General features: G+C 70.8%; 14 protein-coding genes. 8 read left to right on the forward strand and 6 right to left on the reverse strand.

Annotated features, from left to right (window positions below; genetic code table 11):
- Nucleotides 1-96: 96 nt before the first annotated feature.
- From lpdA to VF584_22005, 3 genes are all read left to right on the forward strand, one after another.
- Nucleotides 97-1,488, forward strand: a complete 1,392-nt coding sequence (gene lpdA, locus VF584_21995) for a dihydrolipoyl dehydrogenase (GenBank protein HEX8212863.1) — start codon at nucleotides 97-99, stop codon at nucleotides 1,486-1,488.
- Between the two features lie 231 nt (nucleotides 1,489-1,719).
- On the forward strand, nucleotides 1,720-3,873 hold the full coding sequence (locus tag VF584_22000; protein HEX8212864.1) for a S9 family peptidase: 2,154 nt from the start codon (nucleotides 1,720-1,722) through the stop codon (nucleotides 3,871-3,873).
- 185 nt (nucleotides 3,874-4,058) lie between these two features.
- Nucleotides 4,059-4,943, forward strand: coding sequence for a lysylphosphatidylglycerol synthase domain-containing protein (locus VF584_22005; protein ID HEX8212865.1), 885 nt, complete (start codon nucleotides 4,059-4,061; stop codon nucleotides 4,941-4,943).
- A 152-nt stretch (nucleotides 4,944-5,095) separates the two neighbouring features.
- On the opposite strand, the gene VF584_22010 is transcribed toward VF584_22005, so the two are convergent.
- Complete coding sequence (locus VF584_22010) at nucleotides 5,096-5,842, reverse strand: MBL fold metallo-hydrolase (protein HEX8212866.1); 747 nt, start codon at nucleotides 5,840-5,842, stop codon at nucleotides 5,096-5,098.
- Nucleotides 5,843-5,918: 76 nt separating this feature from the next.
- Nucleotides 5,919-7,349, reverse strand: a complete 1,431-nt coding sequence (locus VF584_22015) for a class II fumarate hydratase (protein HEX8212867.1) — start codon at nucleotides 7,347-7,349, stop codon at nucleotides 5,919-5,921.
- 197 nt (nucleotides 7,350-7,546) lie between these two features.
- On the opposite strand from VF584_22015, the gene VF584_22020 reads away from it, so the two are divergent.
- The gene (locus VF584_22020) at nucleotides 7,547-8,632 is read left to right on the forward strand and encodes a carboxypeptidase-like regulatory domain-containing protein (protein HEX8212868.1); all 1,086 of its coding nucleotides are present in this window, start codon (nucleotides 7,547-7,549) and stop codon (nucleotides 8,630-8,632) included.
- A 5-nt stretch (nucleotides 8,633-8,637) separates the two neighbouring features.
- On the opposite strand, the gene VF584_22025 is transcribed toward VF584_22020, so the two are convergent.
- The 4 genes from VF584_22025 to VF584_22040 form a co-directional block, all read right to left on the reverse strand.
- Nucleotides 8,638-8,943, reverse strand: coding sequence for a hypothetical protein (locus VF584_22025; protein HEX8212869.1), 306 nt, complete (start codon nucleotides 8,941-8,943; stop codon nucleotides 8,638-8,640).
- A gap of 65 nt (nucleotides 8,944-9,008) precedes the next feature.
- On the reverse strand, nucleotides 9,009-9,404 hold the full coding sequence (locus VF584_22030) for a HEPN domain-containing protein (GenBank protein HEX8212870.1): 396 nt from the start codon (nucleotides 9,402-9,404) through the stop codon (nucleotides 9,009-9,011).
- 149 nt (nucleotides 9,405-9,553) lie between these two features.
- Nucleotides 9,554-10,102 (reverse strand): HAD family acid phosphatase, encoded by a 549-nt coding sequence (locus VF584_22035; protein HEX8212871.1) that lies wholly within the window; start codon nucleotides 10,100-10,102, stop codon nucleotides 9,554-9,556.
- A 2-nt stretch (nucleotides 10,103-10,104) separates the two neighbouring features.
- A complete protein-coding gene (locus VF584_22040; protein HEX8212872.1) occupies nucleotides 10,105-10,827 on the reverse strand; it encodes an SDR family oxidoreductase in 723 nt (240 codons plus the stop codon).
- Nucleotides 10,828-11,009: 182 nt separating this feature from the next.
- Between VF584_22040 and VF584_22045 the strand changes: the two genes are divergently transcribed.
- The 4 genes from VF584_22045 to VF584_22060 all read left to right on the forward strand — a co-directional run bounded on the left by VF584_22045 (nucleotide 11,010) and on the right by VF584_22060 (nucleotide 16,597).
- Nucleotides 11,010-11,822 (forward strand): carboxypeptidase regulatory-like domain-containing protein, encoded by an 813-nt coding sequence (locus tag VF584_22045; GenBank protein HEX8212873.1) that lies wholly within the window; start codon nucleotides 11,010-11,012, stop codon nucleotides 11,820-11,822.
- Between the two features lie 121 nt (nucleotides 11,823-11,943).
- Nucleotides 11,944-14,085, forward strand: a complete 2,142-nt coding sequence (locus tag VF584_22050) for an MMPL family transporter (protein HEX8212874.1) — start codon at nucleotides 11,944-11,946, stop codon at nucleotides 14,083-14,085.
- Nucleotides 14,082-15,065 (forward strand): GNAT family N-acetyltransferase, encoded by a 984-nt coding sequence (locus VF584_22055; protein HEX8212875.1) that lies wholly within the window; start codon nucleotides 14,082-14,084, stop codon nucleotides 15,063-15,065. The genes VF584_22050 and VF584_22055 overlap by 4 nt, the downstream gene beginning before the upstream one ends.
- Entirely contained in the window at nucleotides 15,053-16,597 is a 1,545-nt protein-coding gene (locus tag VF584_22060) for an AMP-binding protein (protein HEX8212876.1), read from the forward strand. Before VF584_22055 ends, VF584_22060 begins: the two co-directional genes overlap by 13 nt.
- Nucleotides 16,598-16,944 lie beyond the last annotated feature (347 nt).

Here is a 16,944-nt window from a genome sequence, read left to right on the forward strand (position 1 = left end):
TACATTCATCGCTGGTCGCGAAGAGGCTTGGGAGTCTTCGGCCGGCTGACGGCAAACAACTGGACCAGGCCCTTAGCGCCTGGTTGGATATCTGATATGGCGGAGACACTGGAATTCGACCTCGTCGTGCTCGGCGGCGGGCCCGGCGGGTACGTGGCGGCGATCCGCGCGGCGCAGATGGGCTTCAAGACGGCGTGCATCGAAAAGGAGCCGGCGCTGGGCGGCACCTGCCTGCGCGTGGGGTGCATCCCCAGCAAGGCGCTCCTCGACTCGTCCGAGCTCTTTGAGCAGATCCGCCACAAGGCCGAGCTGCACGGCATCCGCGTGGAGGGCGCGACCGTGGACGTCCCCACCATGCTCGCCCGCAAGGACGCGGTAGTGAAGTCGCTCACGCAGGGCGTCGCCGGGCTATTCAAGAAGAACAAGATCGAGTGGATCAGGGGCTTCGGGCGCATGACCTCGCCGGAGACCATCGAGGTGACGGGGGAGAGCGGCACGCAGACGGTGCGCGGGAAGACGATCATCCTGGCGCCGGGCTCCGTCCCCGTCGAGCTCCCCTTCCTGAAGTTCGACCATGAGCGGATCATCGACTCCACCGGCGCGCAGTTCATCCCCGCCGTCCCGGAGCACCTGGTGATCGTGGGCGGCGGCGTGATCGGGATGGAGCTGGGGAGCGTCTGGCTGCGGCTGGGCGCCAAGGTCACCATCCTGGAGGCGATGCCCACCATCCTCACCGGCCTGGACGGCGAGGTGGTGAAGACGGCGGACCGCGTCTTCCGCAAGCAGGGCTTCGACATCCGCACCGGCGCGCGCGTGACCGGCGCGGAGCGGCAGGGCGACAAAGTCGTGGTCAGCGTCGAAGGTCAGGACTCAATCGAGGCGGACTACCTTCTGGTGTCGGTCGGGCGGCGCGCTTACACGGAAGGGATGGGCTTCGCGGAGGCCGGGATCCGCATGGAGCGCGGCGTGATCCAGGTGGATACCCGATACCACACCGGCGTCGGCAACGTGTACGCCATCGGCGACGCGATCGGCGGGCGGATGCTGGCGCACAAGGCGGAGGACGAGGGCGTGGCCGCGGTGGAGATCGCCGCGGGGAAGCACGGCCACGTCAACTACGACGCCGTCGCCAACATCGTCTACACCTGGCCCGAGATCGCCTCCGTCGGCGCCACCGAGGAGGAGCTGAAGGCGCAGGGGATCGAGTACAAGACCGGCAAGTTCCCCTTCCTGGCCAACGGACGCGCCAAGGCGATGGGCGAGACCGACGGCTTCGTGAAGATACTGGCCGACGCCCGCACGGACCGGATGCTGGGTGCGCACATCATCGGCCCGCGCGCCTCGGACCTGATCGCGCAGCTCGCCACCGCCATCGAGTTCCAGGCCTCCGCCGAGGACATCGCGCGCACGGTCCACGCGCACCCGACGCTGCCCGAGGCGGTGAAGGAAGCCGCGCTGGGGGTGGATGGAAGGATGATCCACCTGTAGGATCGCGTGGTTGGTTCGATGTGGAGGGCGCCGTCCGGGTTGGGCGGCGCCCTTTGCGTTGGTGGCGTGTGGATTGGTGCGAGTGGCCGAGGAGTGAGGCGGGGAGAGGACGGGCGGACACGCAGGTCCCGCCACTACAGATTTCGGGTGTGTTGGGGCGGGCGGCGGAGCGGCGCGTGACACGGGCGCGATGAGTCGCGCCCCTACCACACACGACGCGCGCCGCGTAGAATGCGAAAGCAATCCAATCCCATCCGTCTCTATCTTCCGCTGACCATGCGCATCCATCCCCTCTTCGTTCTCGGCACCGCGCTGGTCTGCGCGACGCCCGTTCTCGCGCAGACGCCGCGGCCGCCGGTGGCGCGCATCGTACCGCGCGCGGACACCACGCTGGGCGACGTGCGCATCGACAACTACTTCTGGCTGCGCGACGACCAGCGCAGGGACCCCGCGGTCATCGGGTACCTGGAGGAGGAGAACCGGTACACCGAGGCGATGATGGGGCACACCGCCGCGCTCCAGGAGAAGCTCTTCCAGGAGATGAAGGGGCGGATCAGGGAGACGGACCTCTCGGTGCCGGAACGCATCGGCGACTACTTCTACTACTCGCGCACCGAGACCGGGAAGCAGTACCCGATCCTGGCCCGCAAGCGCGGGAGCCTCTCCGCGCCCGAAGAGGTGCTGCTGGACCAGAACCGGATGGCGGAGGGGACGCGCTACTTCTCGGTGGGCGCGTTCGAGGTGAGCCCCGACGCGCGGATGCTCGTCTTCGCGGTGGACACCACCGGCGGCGAGCGCTACACGCTGATGATCAAGGACCTGACGACCGGCCGCATCCTTCCCGACCGCGTGGAGCGGGTGAACGGGAACGTGGAGTGGGCGGCGGACAACCGCACCCTCTTCTACGGCATGAGCGACGCGGCCAACCGCCCCTACCGCATTCTCCGCCACACGCTGGGCACGCCCACCTCGGCCGACGCGGTGGTGGGCGAGGAGCCGGACGAGCTCTTTCGCATCACGATCGGCAGGACCAAGGACCGGCGCTACCTGACGATCTCGTCGGGGAGCTTCAACGCCTCGGAGGTGCGCGTGCTCCCGGCCGGCCAGCCGATGGGGACGTTCCGCACGATCCGCCCACGCAGGGCGGAGCTGCTGTACGACGTGGAGCACCACGGCGACCGTTTCCTGATCACCACCAACGAGAACGCCCCCAACTTCAAGCTCGTCACCGCCCCCGAGGGGGACCCGGGGAGCTGGCGCGACCTGATCCCCACCAGCGACTCCGTGCTGCTGGGCGGGATCGACGTATTCCGCAACCACCTGGTGCTGTACCAGCGGCAGAACGCGCTGCGGAAGATCCGCGTGGTGCGGCCGGACGGGACCGGCGGGTACGACGTGGACTTTCCGGAGCCGGTGTACACCATCCGCCCCGGCGAGAACCCGGACTTCGACTCGCCCACCGTGCGCTTTACCTACAACTCGCTGGTGACGCCGCCCGCGGTGTACGACTTCCACATGGCGCGGCGCACCCGCGAGCTGAAGAAGGCGACCGAGGTGGTGGGCGGCTACGATCCCACGCGGTACGCCACCGAGCGGAGCTGGGCGCGCGCGGCGGACGGCACGAGGGTGCCGCTCTCCATCGTGTACCGCAAGCCGCTGGTGCGCGACGGCCGGCGCCCGCTGCTTCTGTACGCGTACGGCTCGTACGGCAGCAGCACCGATCCCAACTTCTCGTCCAACAACCTGAGCCTGCTGGACCGCGGCGTCATCTACGCCATCGCCCACGTGCGCGGCGGGCAGGAGATGGGGCGCCACTGGTACGACCAGGGTAAGCTCCTCAACAAGAAGAACACCTTCACCGACTTCGTCGCCGCGGCCGAGCACCTGATCGGCGAGAGGTACACCTCGCGCGAGCGCCTCGCCATCCGCGGGGGAAGCGCGGGCGGGCTGCTGATGGGCGCGGTGGTCAACATGCGCCCCGAGCTGTTTCGCGCCGTGGTGGCGGACGTGCCCTTTGTGGACGTCATCAACACGATGCTGGACGCCTCCATCCCGCTGACCACCGGCGAGTGGCTGCAGTGGGGGAACCCGAGCCAGCCCGAGTACTACGGCTACATGAAGAGCTACTCGCCGTACGACAACGTGGAGCGCAAGGCGTACCCGGCGATGCTGGTGACGGGCGGCCTCAACGACCCGCGCGTGCCGTACTGGGAGCCGGCCAAGTGGGTCGCCAAGCTGCGGGCCCACAAGACAGACGCCAACCCGCTCCTCCTGCGCACCAACATGGGCGCGGGCCACGGCGGCGCCTCCGGCCGCTACGATGCGCTGCGCGAGACGGCGTTCAGGTATGCGTTCATCCTGGATCAGCTCGGGATCAAGGACTGAAAAGCATCACGCAGAGAACACGGAGAGAACTGCGAGGGCACAGAGCACCCTTCTGGCGTTCTTGCCGTTCCCTCTGTGTCTCTGTGTGAAACGGCCGTTCGGCTTTTCTCACCAGTGCACTTCCCTGCCCCGGTGCGTTGCTTGCACTGCCTCCAATCTCCCTCGCACGCATGGAGTTGGAAGCATTGTCGCTCGCGCCCGCCGTCGCACTCTGTCTGCTCCTCGTGGCCGTCGACCTGGCGCTGCGGGCCCTGCGCATCCAGCTCTTCCTGAAGGGAGCGGGGCATCCGCTGCCGTACTGGGAGGTCTTCGTCCTCAACGTCTTCGGCGACGCGGCGGCGGTGGTGACGCCGCTGAGGATCGGCGGGGAGCCGGCGCGGCTGGGGGGGATGATCTTCGCCGGCGTGCCGCTGGCGGCGGCGATCCCGCTGCTCGCGGTGGAGGTGGTGAGCTATTCGGTGGTGGTCGCGATCGCGGCGATCATCGCGGGGCTGATCTACGCGCCGGGATGGTGGCGCGGGGTCGGTCCGGAGATGATCGAGTCGTTCCGCTGGGTGGTGCCCTGGATCGTGGCGGTGGTGGTCGGCAGCGTGCTGGTGTGGTGGATCGTGCACCGCCGCCGCCGCGCAGCGGGTAAGCCGCGCAGGAGCCGCATCGTGTGGTCGTCGGTGCGCGGCGCGCTGGGGTGGCCGTTGGCGGCGAGCGTCCCGCTCACGCTGATGAGCGTGGCCTGCCGCGTCGCCGTCCTGCCCGTGCTGGCGCAGACCCTCCCCAATCCACCGACGATCCAGGTGCTCGCCATCAGCTCCTTTGCGCTGATCTACGGCCAGCTCTTCCTCCCCACGCCGGGCGGGGCGGGCGCCATCGAGCTCGCCTTCTCCAGTGGCGCCGCCGGGGACCTGGGCGGCAGCCTGGGGACCGTCTTCCTCTTCTGGCGCATCTGCACGGCGGGGCTCCCTATCGTCCTCGGCTTCGGCCTGGCGATTCCGCGCTACGGCATGGCCGCGGTGCGCACGGCGCTGCGCGGCCGGCATTCGCATCAGCAGGGGCCGGTCGGGCCCGCGCCGTGATGAGGGGGAATGGGGAATGGGGAATGGGGAATGGTAGATCGGCCCGCCGCGAGGATGCTCGCGGCGGGCCGATTCGGCAGATGACACTGTGGACTCGACCCGGCGCGGAGTGCACCCTTTCCCCCGCTTGCGGGGGAGAGGGGGGGGCGGCCCTACCCCGCCACCCGCTCCACGAACGCGGAGTCCGGCCGCACGCACTTCGCGTGGGCGTTGCAGGCCCAGTCGACGCCGAGGGGGAGGACGCGGTGGAGCAGGGCGCGGACGTTGGCCCGGTTCTGCGCCGAGTTCTCCGTAAAGATCTCGTCCGCGGGGCGGATGCCGCCGAAGAGGTGCCAGGCGAACGCGTCGCCCATGAAGAGCACGCGGCGAAAGAGGTACGCGGCGCTCCCCGGCGTGTGCCCCGGAAGGAGGTATGCGCGCAGCGTGTCCCTGCCGAACGTGAAGACGGTGTCGCCGGTGAAGGGGCGCACCGCCACCTCGCCCCGCGAGGGGGCCGGGTTCCCCAGCACCGCCTCGCCGGTGCGCGACGGCAGGTCGCTGTGATGCGCGCCGCCCTGGAAGATGGGCGCCTCCGCGGCGGAGAGGTGGAAGCGCGCCGCCCTCACCGTCTCCCACGCGCCGATGTGGTCGCGGTGGCTGTGGGTGAGGAAGACGTCCGTCACGTCCTCCGGGCGCGCACCCAGCCGAGCCAGCACGCGCCGCAGATCGCGCCCCGCCCCGTACCACCCCAGGTCCACAACCACCACACCGCTGTCCGTGCGCGCCGCGTACACCATGCTCTGCCAGGGCGGCGCGGTCGCGGCGGCGTAGGAGTACGGCGGTTCCCTGACCGCCTGCATGTTCATGGTGCAGGCGGAAAGGGTGATCGCGAGTACGAGGGTGGGGACGGATCGGATCATGCGCTGCTCAGAGGGGCGGAAATCGAGGATCTTTCCCCACCAACGCCGCAACTGCGCGATCCCGCACAAGATCCGGTCAGCCGCCTCCGCCGCCCACCACGCCGCCACCGGGGATGCCCGGCTCGGTCATGTCGCGCACGTTGAGCACCTGGTCGAGCTGCTCGTCGGAGAGGACGCCGCGGCGCTTCACCACGTCGCGCACGGACTCGAAGTTCTTGGCGGATTCCTTGGCCACCGCCGCCGCCTCGTCGTAGCCGATGTAGGCGTTGAGCGCCGTGGCGATGGAGGGGTTCCGCTCCAGCAGCTCGCGGCACCGCTCGCGGTTCGCGCCGATCCCCTCGACCGCGCGGGTGCGAAAGGCGTCGCACCCCTGCGCCAGGATCGCGACCGACTGCAGGAGGTTGTGGGCCATCACCGGCATCATCACGTTGAGCTCGAAGTTGCCGTGCTGCCCGCCCACGGTAACCGCGACGTGGTTCCCCATCACCTGCGCGCATACCATCATCAGCGCCTCGCTCATCACCGGGTTCACCTTCCCCGGCATGATGGAGGAGCCCGGCTGCACCGCCGGAAGGGTGATCTCGGCCAGGCCGGAGGTGGGGCCGCTCGCCAGCCAGCGGATGTCGTTGGCGATCTTGAGGAGCGACACCGCCAGCGTGTTCAGCGCGCCGGAGGCGGAGACGTAGGCATCCTTGGCGCCCTGGGCCTCGAAGTGGTTCTCCGCCTCGCGAAAGGTGATCCCGGTGAGGTCGCTGATGCGCGCGATGGCGGCCCCGGGAAAGGCGGGGAGGGCGTTGGTGCCCGTCCCCACCGCGGTGCCGCCCAGCGCCAGCTCGGACAGCTCCTCGCCGGCGGCGCGCAACCGGCGGATGCCGTGCTCCACCTGAGATGCGTAGCCGCCAAACTCCTGCCCCAGACGCACAGGGGTGGCATCCATCAGGTGCGTGCGCCCGCTCTTGACCACGTCGTCGAAGGCGGCGGCCTTGGCCCGCAGCGCGTCGCGCAGGCGCTCCAGCGCGGGAATCAGGTCCTCCTGGATCGCCACGCGCGCGGCCACGTGCATGGCGGTGGGGATCACGTCGTTGGAGCTCTGCCCCATGTTGACGTGGTCGTTGGGGTGAACGCGCGTCTCCCCCTCGCCGCGAAGCTGGCCGGCGCGGGTGGCGATCACCTCGTTGGTGTTCATGTTGGTGGAGGTGCCGCTCCCCGTCTGGAAGATGTCGAGGACGAACTGCGCGTCCCAGCGCCCCTCGATCACCTCGTCCGCCGCGCGGACGATGGCGCCCGCCACGCCGTCGTCCAGTTGGCCCAGCTCGGCGTTGGCCTGCGCGGCGGCCTTCTTGATCGTCCCCAGCGCGTGGATGAAGCGCCGCGGGAAGCGGATGCCGCTGATGGGGAAGTTCTCCACGGCCCGCTGCGTCTGCGCACCGTACAGCGCATCGGCGGGCACCTGCATCTCGCCGAGCGAGTCGCGCTCGGTGCGGAACTGGGCGTGGCTATCCGTCATGGCTCCTCGTGGGTCCGGATTCGTGGTCGGTGGTGCCGCGCGGGATAATGGAGCGCGTCCGCACCCAGCGCAAACCCCGCGCGCGTCACGCGGCAGCCATGGCGCTGGATCAATGACGGAAACCTTGCCTGACCCGCGCCCGGTCAGTAAACGTGTGGCGCCTGGCAGATCTTACCCTCGAATGGTGCCACAGAAGAATGAGCAGCCTTTTCCCATCCCACCTCCGCCACCAGATCATTCTCTGCGCCGCGCTCGCGCTGCTCGCCGGCCCGCTCGCCGCGCAGGAGGTGCAGGGGCGCGTCACCTCGGCGGGCGCGGCGGTGCCCGGAAGTCTGGTGGAGCTGCTGGACGCGGCGGGGCGCCCCGTCTCCGACGCCGCGGCGGACAGCGCCGGCGGCTTCCGCATCCGGGCGCCGGGCCCCGGAAGCTACCGCCTGCGTGCGGGCCAGGTCGGGTTCCAGAGTGCCGTCTCCGCGCCTTTCGCCCTGCGCGACGGCGAGAGGCTCGCCCGCTCGCTCGCCATCACGCCGCGGACGGTGACGCTGGAGGGGCTGGTCGCGACAGCGCGCCCACGCTGCGAGGCCGTCCGCACGAGCGGCGCGGCGCTGGAGCGCGTCTGGGAAGAGGCCCGCAATGCGCTCGCGCTCACCGTGCGCACCGCCGCGGATTCGACGATCGGGTACGACTTCGCGACCTACGTGCGCACCACGCAAGTGCGGAGCGACTCGCTGCTTGAGGACTCCACCGCGCTGGTGCGCATGGTCGGCGGCGTCCCCTTCGCCAGCGTCCCCGTGGGGGAGCTGGACCGGCTCGGCTTCGTTCGGAACGTGGCCGGCCGGGTCGTCTTCTTCGGTCCCGACGCCGAGGTGCTGCTCTCGGAGGACTTCCTCGCGCAGCACTGCTTCTCGCTGCGCCAGGGTCGCGGCGCGGAGGCGGGGCTGATCGGGCTCGCTTTCGAGCCGGTTCCCTCGCGCCGCCGGCCGGACGTGCGCGGCGTGCTCTGGGTGGACGCCCGCAGCTCGGAGCTACGCCACCTGGAGTGGCAGTACACGCGCGTGCGGGCGCAGGCACGCTACGCTCCCCGTGGCCGCGCCGACTTCGTGCGCCTCCCCGGCGGCGCCTGGATCATCCGCGCCTGGTGGCTGCGCCTCCCCGCCGCCTGGGCGCGGATGGATGGCGGGCGCGACGCCTTCACCCTCCACTACGACTACGTGGAAGGGGTGCGCGAGGTGGGCGGCAGCGTGGCCCGCGTGTGGTCCGCCAGGGGCGGCGCGAGCCCCTGAGGCGCCTACTCCGCGACGCAGGAGTTGATGATGACCGCGCGCTGGATGTCCACGTCCTGGATCATCGTCGCGCGGAGCTCGTGCACCAACTCGTGCCCCTCGACGCGCTCCAAGAGCTCGCATACGAAATCGTCGCAGGGCCGCAGCACCGTCACTCCGCCGAACTTGGTTCGCTCTTCGGGCGTTAGCCAGGATACGAGCTCCGCCACCAGCGACCGCCTCGCTCCGTCGGGGTCCCCCGCAGCCCAGGGTGCGGCCAGGAACACCTCCCACCGCATCATGAATCCCTGCCGCCGGATCAGCGCGAACAAGCACGGTTTTCCGTTCTCACGCTGCAGGCGGTCCTCGAAAGCGACGAGCTTGAATACGAACGGATCTACAGGACGCGAAACAGCGTTGTGGCAGCCCCGAGAAGGGAGCGAGCCTTTCGTTCGTCCATGCTTCCAACCGGGCTGTACCTCAGTTCGGGATTCCACGTCTTCACCTCCTCCCATTCGTTCTGGTACACAGTCAGGATCTCGGCTCGATTCTCCGTCAGGTTGAGCAGGGTTTCGAAGTCGTGCGTTTTCACGGCCCGCAGCTTCTCGAACTCGCGGTTTGACGACGGAAATTCGGACCAGCCCAGTGTGCGGCAGATCGCCGCCTTCAACTGCAGCTCGACCGCGTAACCGCACAGGTACACGGCGCTGTCGTAGCGGCCGGCGGCGCTGAGCAACTCCGCGTCGATGAGGCGGGCACGCGCGGTGCTCGCCAGCTCTGCCGTGCTGATCACGAGAAATGTGGCCGGTGGACGTGCGGCGCCACGACCGGTCGGCCCGCGGCGGATGGTTCACCCCGGGCTGAAAGGTAGCGCTTGCAAATACCGCGTCAATCGGGCCGAAAAACCCGTTCGGGCGCTGGCCGCTTCGGCGCCAGGGCGTGCTATTGGGGGCCGTGTTCCTTGTGTTCGGCCTCCCGCAGCACCTCGTCCTCGGTGGCGTCGAGGGCTTCGAGGGCCTCGGCCGCGGCCTCCATCCCGGCGCCGAAGAGGAAGACGGGTATCCCCGCCTGGCGCAGGTGGTTGGCGACGTCGATGCGGTCTTCGAAGGCGCACACCAGCTCGTACTCGCGGCGCAGGCGGTGGACGGCTTCCACCTTGAAGAAGCCGGCGGGGCGCCCGTCCCCTTCGGGGCGCATCACCAGGAGGTCGTACTCCGCGAGGCCGTTCGCTTCCAGCCACCGCTCCGTCTTGGGGCGCGTGTAGTGGGGGCGCCCGGTGAGGAAGATGATGCGGATGCCGGCCGCGCGCATCGCGCGCAGCACCTCCATGGATGCCGCGATCGGCGGGTCCTGGTCGAGTGCGTCGAAGTACGACTGCCAGTCGCGCGCGCGCCCCGCCTCCACCTCCACGAAGTGCGCGCGCGCCCGGTCGTCTGCCAGCGTGCCGTCCAGGTCCCAGACCACCGCTCTGGGCTTGCTATGGTCCGCCACGCTCACCCCGACTTCGGGCGCGAAGGGCGCACTTCGATCTTGGAGGGCAGGGTGCGCGCGGGCATGGCGATGAGGTCCATCACGATCTGCGCGATGTCCTCGGGCTGGATCTTCCAGGCGTCGGCGTCGCTGGGATCGTGGTTGTTGAAGTGGGTGGCGACGCTCCCCGGCATGATGCAGGTGACGCGGATGTCGTCGTGGCGCACGTCCAGCATCATCGCCTCGGTGAAGCCCAGGAGGCCGAACTTGGAGGCGTTGTACGCCGCGCCCCCCGCGAAGGCGTTGCGCCCGGCCAGCGAGCCGATGTTGATGATCCACCCGCCGCCGCGCTCGCGCAGCCGCGGGATCGCCTCGTGGCAGCAGAAGAAGACGCCGTCCAGGTTGGTGCCGATGACGGTGTGCCACTCCTCCGGCGACATCCCGTCCACCGTCGCGAACACGCCCACGCCGGCATTGTTCACCAGGATGTCGACTCCGCCCAGCTCCACCGCGGCGCCGATCAGCCGCCGCACGTCCTCGTGGCGGCGCACATCGCAGGCGACGCCCACCGCGCGCCCCGGGCCCACTTCCTCCAGCCGCCGGGCTGCATCGCGCACCTCGTCCTCATTGCGCGCGGAGACCACCACGTCCGCCCCCGCACGGGCCAGCGACTCCGCGATCGCGTAGCCGATCCCCTTCGTGCTCCCGGTCACCACCGCCACCTTTCCGCTCAGATCCACGCTCATTCTCCGTCGTCCTGTTGATGGGTAAGGGCCGCTGCCTGCTGCACCGCATGTGCCACGCGCCGGGAGCGAGAGGGAACAGGGGACGGGCGGCGGGGGTCCGATGGTCATTGACGGCGCGTGCCGTCGCGAGTTACATGCTGTGGAGGAGCGGCGCGCCGGGAAGCCCTTTCGAGGAGACGTCGATGAAGATGGTCCGGATGCTGATCGCGGCGGCGATGCTGCTGGTGCCCGCCGCGGCGGCGGCGCAGACGATCGAGGGATTGGTGCTGGACGACAGCACCGGGGCTCCCGTGGCGAACGTGCGGGTGGACCTCGTGCACACCGGCGGCGCCGCCCCGGCGAGCACGCGGACCGACAGCACGGGCGCGTTCCGCTTCGACCCGCGGCCCCCGGGTACGGTCATCCTGCGGTTGAGGCACCCGTCGTACACGCCCATCGACTCGCTCTCCGTGGCCGTGGCCAAGGACGAGCGCGTGGAGATCGAGCTGCGCCTGGGCCACTCGCCGATCCTGCTGGAGCCGATCATCGTCCGCGCCCGGGCCGACGAAGGGGTCGCCGGGTTCCGTGACCGCATGGCCCGGGGCGGGTTCGGGCGGTTCATCGGGCGCAAGGATCTGGAGCGGCGCAGCGGTTCGCGGGCCAGCGACCTCCTGCGGATGATGCCGGGGGTGCGCATCGAGCAAGGGGCGCCGGGATCGGCGGTCGTGGTGATGCGCGGCGGCGCGGGGGGGTGCCTCCCCGACATCTACATCGACGGCATGCGCATGCGGCAGCTCCGCGACAGCAACGTCGACACGTTCATCAGCACCGCCATGCTGGAAGGGGTGGAAGTCTACACCAGCGCCGCGCAGCTGCCCAACGTCTTCGTGAACTCGTTCAACAGTTGCGGGGTGGTGGCGTTCTGGACCAAGCCCGCGACCACGGGGAAGTGGAGCTGGCGGAAGATGGCGATTGGGCTGGGGGTGTTTTTGCTGCTGGCGGTGGTGTCGCGGTAGGGAAGTGCGTGAGTGCGTGAGTGCGTTGGCGGGCGCAACTTGAAAGTTCGAGTTGCGCCCGCGGCACGATATGCGGCATCTTGGGGAACCCGCCTTCCGCTGAATCCCGCACTCCTCCGTGATGTCCTCGGACTCCTACCTCTACCGCGTACTGCGCGGCGTCGCGGCGCATCCCTGGCGCACGCTGCTGGTGCTGCTGGTAGCGGTGGCGCCGCTGGCCGCGGCGGCGGGGGCGCTGCGGCCGGACAACAGCCTCGCCGTCTGGTTCGTGCGCGACGACCCGGCGCTACGCGGCTACCGCGATTTCGTGCGCCGCTTCGGCAACGACGAGGTGGTCGCCGTCGCGTACCACGCCCCAGGCGACGCGCTCGCGGCGGAGGAGCGCGCGGTGCAGCGCCGCGCCGCCGATGCGCTGCGGAAAGTGGACGGTGTGGACCAGGTGCTCTCCCCCGGCGCCCTGGCGGACACGATCGGGACGAGCGAGGGAGCCCGCGCCTACCTGCGCCGCGCCGGGCTGATCTCGCGGGATGGGCGGACGGTGGTGCTCCTGGCGCGCATCTCGGCGCGGCCGGACATCGACGCGGTGCGCGGGCGGATCATGGACGATATCCGCACGGGCGCCATTCGCACGCTGGGCGCGGAGCGGGCGCCGCACTACGCGGGGATCGGGGTGGTGTACGACGCGCTCAACCGGCAGACGATCCGCGACAGCGGCATCTACCTGGGGATCGCGTTCGCGGTGATGGCGGTCCTCCTCTGGCTCGCGCTGCGGCGGTGGATGGCGGTCGCCATCGCCATCGTGCCGCCGGTGGTGGTCTCGGTTATGACGATGGGGCTCTTCACCCTCACGGGGCGCCCCTTCACGCAGGTGACCTCCATCCTCCCCATGCTGGTGCTGGTGATCGGGCTCTCCGACGCCATCCACCTGATCTCCCACTACTACACGGAACGGCGCGCCCTCGCGCCCGGCGAGCCACGGCGCGAGATGGTGGCGCGCGCGTCGGCGTGGGTGGCGCTCCCCAACCTCTTCACCGCGCTGACCACGGCGGCGGGGTTCCTGGCGCTGGCCAGCTCGCGCATGCCCGCCATCCGTGACCTCGGCCTCGCCGCCGCCGCGGCCATGATGATCGGGTGGGTGCTGACGCTGCTGGTGGGCACCGCCGCGCTCGCCATCTGGGACCTCCAGCCGCCTCCGGAACGTGCGGCAGGGGGCGCGATCGACCGCACGCTGGCCGCGCTGTCGAAGACGATTCCGCGCTGGCGCTGGCAGGTGCTCGCGGGTGTCGCGGCGGTGACGGCGGTCCTGCTGGTGGGCGCGTCACGGGTGCGGGCGGACACCTTTACGCTCGAGCTCCTCCCGGCCGGCCACGCCGCGCGCACGGACAGCCGCTGGATCGAGCAGAACTCTGGCTTCTACACGCCGCTGGAGTTCGTCGTGCGGCCGGCGGCAGGCAGGGCGGTGCTGGATACGGCGGTGCTGCGGCGCCTGGGCGAGTGGCAGCGGCGGGTGGAACGGCGCCCGGACGTGGCGCGCACCTTTGGCGTGGCCGAGCTGGCGGCAGCGCGCCGCATAGCGCCGGGCGGCGGGTACCTGACCGACGACGGCAAGGAGGCGCGCATCACCGCCTTCGTGCCGATGACGAGCACGCGGCGCATTGCCAGCACGCTGCACGCGCTGGAAGCCGGGGGCCGCAGCACGCTCGGCGGCGCGGCGACGCTGCACGCATCCGGCTACCTGCCGCTCTACCTGCGCATCGTCGACTACGTGGTGAGCGGCACGGTCTGGGGGCTCGCGATCTCCACCGTGATCGTCTTCGCGATGGTGGGGGTGCTCCTCCGCTCCCTGCCGCTCACGCTGGCGGCGATCCCGACCAACCTCTTCCCCGTGGCGCTGGTGTTCGGGATCATGGGATGGACGGGGATACCGCTCGACATCGCCACCGCCACGATCGGCGCCATCGTGCTGGGGATCTCGGTGGATGACACCATCCACTTCCTCTTCCGCTATCGCGAAGCGCGCGCGGAGGGTGCGTCGCGCGAGGAAGCGGTCGGGAGCACGTACCGCGAGACGGGGCGCGCCGTCGTGTACGCATCGCTGGTGCTGGCGCTCGGGTTCGCGGTGCTCGCCACCTCCGCATCGCGCTCGATCGCGTCGTTCGGGATCGTCGCGTCGGTCTCCATCGTGGGCGCGGCGCTGGCCGACCTCTTCCTCCTCCCCGCCCTCCTCCTGCTGGGCCGCGACCGCCCCGCCACGGTTCGATGACACACGATCTTCGCATCAAGGAAACCGCCGCGGACGACCCCGCGTTCGCCACCGTCCGCGAGCGCGTCGGCTATCCGCTCGCCGACGAGCCGGTCCCCGCCGGTGCGCGGTGCCAGGTCGCGTACCTTGGCGCCGAGCCGGTCGCCCGGTGCGCCGTCACGATCGCGGACGGGCTGTACGGCGCACCCGGCCGCACCGGGATGATCGGCCACTACGAGGCCATCGACCGTGCGGCGGGTGTCGCGATCCTGGCGGAGGCGCTCCGCATCCTGCCGGACGTGGACCGCGTCCTCGGCCCGATGAACGGAAGCACGTGGGGCCGCTATCGCCTCGCGATCCCCGGCGATGCCCCGCCCTTTCTTTCGGAGCCCACGAACCCGGCGGAGTACGTGGACGACTTCACGGCGGCCGGTTTTTACGTGGCGGCGTGGTACGAGAGCGCGCGCGTCACCGATCTGGCCACGCCCGACCCGCGCGCGGCGGCCGCGCCGGAGCGGCTGCGCGCCCGAGGCGTCACCGTGCGCGCACTGCGCGTGGACCGGTTCGACGAAGAGCTGGAGGCGCTCTACGCGGTCAGCGTGGAGGCATTCGCGGAGAACCTGTACTACTCGCCGATCTCCTTCGCCGAGTTCCGCGCGCGCTACACCCCGCTGCGCCCCCTGCTCGACCCCGAGCTGGTGCGGCTGGCCGAGGATGAAGACGGCCGGCTCCTGGGCTACGTCTTCGCCTTCCCCGACCTCCTCACCACGTCCGCGAGGGGGCCCACGAGGGTCGTCCTCAAGACGCTGGCGTCCGCACAGGGCGCGCGCGGGCTGGGTCTCGGCACCTTTCTCGGCGACGAGATCAGGCGGCTGGCGCACGAGCGGGGGTACACGGAGGTCATCCACGCGCTGATGCACGTGCAGAACGCCTCCGTCGGCATCTCGCGACACACGGCGGACGTGTTCCGCCGCTACGCGCTCTACGAATGGACCCCGTGAACATCGCCGCGCGGCTGGCGGAGCGAGCGGCGCTCCATCCCGGCCGCGCCGCGATCGTGGACAAGACTGGTCGCCGCCTCACCTTCGGCGAGCTGGACCGCCGGGTGCGCGCCCTGGGCGCCGGCCTGGCGAGCCGTGGCCTCGGCCCCGGCGATTCGGTGCTCCTCTTCGTCCCCCTCTCCACCGACCTGTACGTGGCACTCCTGGCGACGCTTCGCTGCGGCGCCACGGCTGTCTTCGTCGATGCGTGGGCGGACCGCCGCCGGCTGGACGCGGCCGTGCGGGTGGCGTCGCCAAAGATGTTCATCGGCACTCCGAAAGCGCAGTTGCTGAGGCTGCTCAGCGCCGCCATCCGCCGCATCCCCGTGCACCTGACGGCGGGGACCCGCCTCCTGTCGCTGCGCCGCCTCGAGTGCGCCACTCCGTCCGAACCCGCGAGCGTCGATGACGACGCGCCCGCGCTGGTGACGTTCACCACGGGAAGTACCGGCACGCCCAAGGCGGCGGCGCGGTCGCACAGCTTCCTCTGGGCGCAGCACCTCGCCCTCGCGAACCACCTGCGCCCGCGCGAAGACGACGTGGACATGCCCACGCTCCCCGCCTTCGTGCTCAACAACCTGGCGAGCGGCATCCCCAGCGTCCTCCCCGCCTTCGACCCGCGCCGCCCGGCGGACATCGACCCCGCGCGCATCCACCGTCAGATGGTGGCGGAGGGCGTCACAACCAGCAGCGGCTCGCCCGCCTTCTACGAGCGCCTCGCCCGCTGGTGCGCCGAGACCGGCGCGCGCATCCCGCTGCGCGCCCTCTTCACCGGCGGCGCGCCCGTGCTCCCCCCGCTCGCGCGCCTCCTCACCACCGTCGCGGACGGCACGGTCGGGGTCGTCTACGGCAGCAGCGAGGCCGAGCCCATCTCCGGCATCGACGCGCGCGACATGCTCGCCGCCATGCAGAGCCCGGCCGGGGGGATCTGCGTCGGGCGCCCCGTGCCGGAGGTGGAGGTCAAGATCCTCCGCCCCCACGACGGTCCAATCACGGAGCTGGCGGGGTGGGAGGTCGCGCGCGGCGAGACCGGCGAGGTGGCGGTGGCCGGCGCGCACGTCCTGGCAGGCTACCTCAACGATCCCGAAGCCGAGCTGCGCAACAAGATCCACGACGCCGGCCGCGTATGGCACCGCACCGGCGACGCCGCCTGGCTGGACGACGAGGGCCGCCTCTGGCTGATGGGCCGCATCGCCGAGCGCGTCCACCGCGACGGCCGCGTGTGGTGGGGCGGCGCCGCCGAGGTGCGCGCGCTGCAGGTGGAGGGCGTCCGCCACGCCGCCTACCTCGGCATCGCGGACGCTGGACGCGGCCAGCGCGCGGTCCTCTGCGTCGAAACCGCCTCCGGCACGCTGTCCGCAACGGATCGCCAGCGCCTGATCGCCGCCCTCGCCCCGGTCCCCGTGGACGAGGTGCGCGCGTACCGCACCATCCCCCGCGATCCCCGCCACGCATCGAAGACGGATACCGCGGCGCTGCGGCGGCTGCTGTAGGCCCCCTCCCCCGCTCGTCACCTCGCGGCCCCTCCCCCAAAACTACCTGGGGGAGGGGCGTACGCGTGCATCCGCGCGGGGGGGATGGGCCCGCGCGGCGGAAGGCACGGGCAGCCACGTGGGGCGGCCCCTACGAGGTGTCGGCGCGTGTGGGCGGTGATCCAGGTGGGGCGGGCGGTGGGCAGACACGCGGGTCTGCCCCTACCGGATCGTTTCGAAAGGCGAGGGTGGAGGAAGGCGGGCGGCGGGCGCGATGAATCGCGCCCCTACGAGATCTGTGCAGCCCGGACTGCAGTTCTCCCCCTCACCCGCCCTGCGCCCCCGCAGGCGGGGGAGGGGGTCGGGGG

Origin of the sequence: Longimicrobium sp., from assembly GCA_036389135.1 — a bacterium.
Classification (GTDB): domain Bacteria; phylum Gemmatimonadota; class Gemmatimonadetes; order Longimicrobiales; family Longimicrobiaceae; genus Longimicrobium.

Coding starts and splice junctions, on each gene's coding strand:
- lpdA (HEX8212863.1), top strand. CDS start 97: ATGGCGGAGACACTGGAATTCGACCTCGTCGTGCTCGGCGGCGGGCCC.
- VF584_22000 (HEX8212864.1), top strand. CDS start 1,720: ATGCGAAAGCAATCCAATCCCATCCGTCTCTATCTTCCGCTGACCATG.
- VF584_22010 (HEX8212866.1), bottom strand. CDS start 5,842: ATGATCCGATCCGTCCCCACCCTCGTACTCGCGATCACCCTTTCCGCC.
- VF584_22015 (HEX8212867.1), bottom strand. CDS start 7,349: ATGACGGATAGCCACGCCCAGTTCCGCACCGAGCGCGACTCGCTCGGC.
- VF584_22020 (HEX8212868.1), top strand. CDS start 7,547: ATGAGCAGCCTTTTCCCATCCCACCTCCGCCACCAGATCATTCTCTGC.
- VF584_22040 (HEX8212872.1), bottom strand. CDS start 10,827: ATGAGCGTGGATCTGAGCGGAAAGGTGGCGGTGGTGACCGGGAGCACG.
- VF584_22045 (HEX8212873.1), top strand. CDS start 11,010: ATGAAGATGGTCCGGATGCTGATCGCGGCGGCGATGCTGCTGGTGCCC.
- VF584_22050 (HEX8212874.1), top strand. CDS start 11,944: ATGTCCTCGGACTCCTACCTCTACCGCGTACTGCGCGGCGTCGCGGCG.
- VF584_22055 (HEX8212875.1), top strand. CDS start 14,082: ATGACACACGATCTTCGCATCAAGGAAACCGCCGCGGACGACCCCGCG.
- VF584_22060 (HEX8212876.1), top strand. CDS start 15,053: ATGGACCCCGTGAACATCGCCGCGCGGCTGGCGGAGCGAGCGGCGCTC.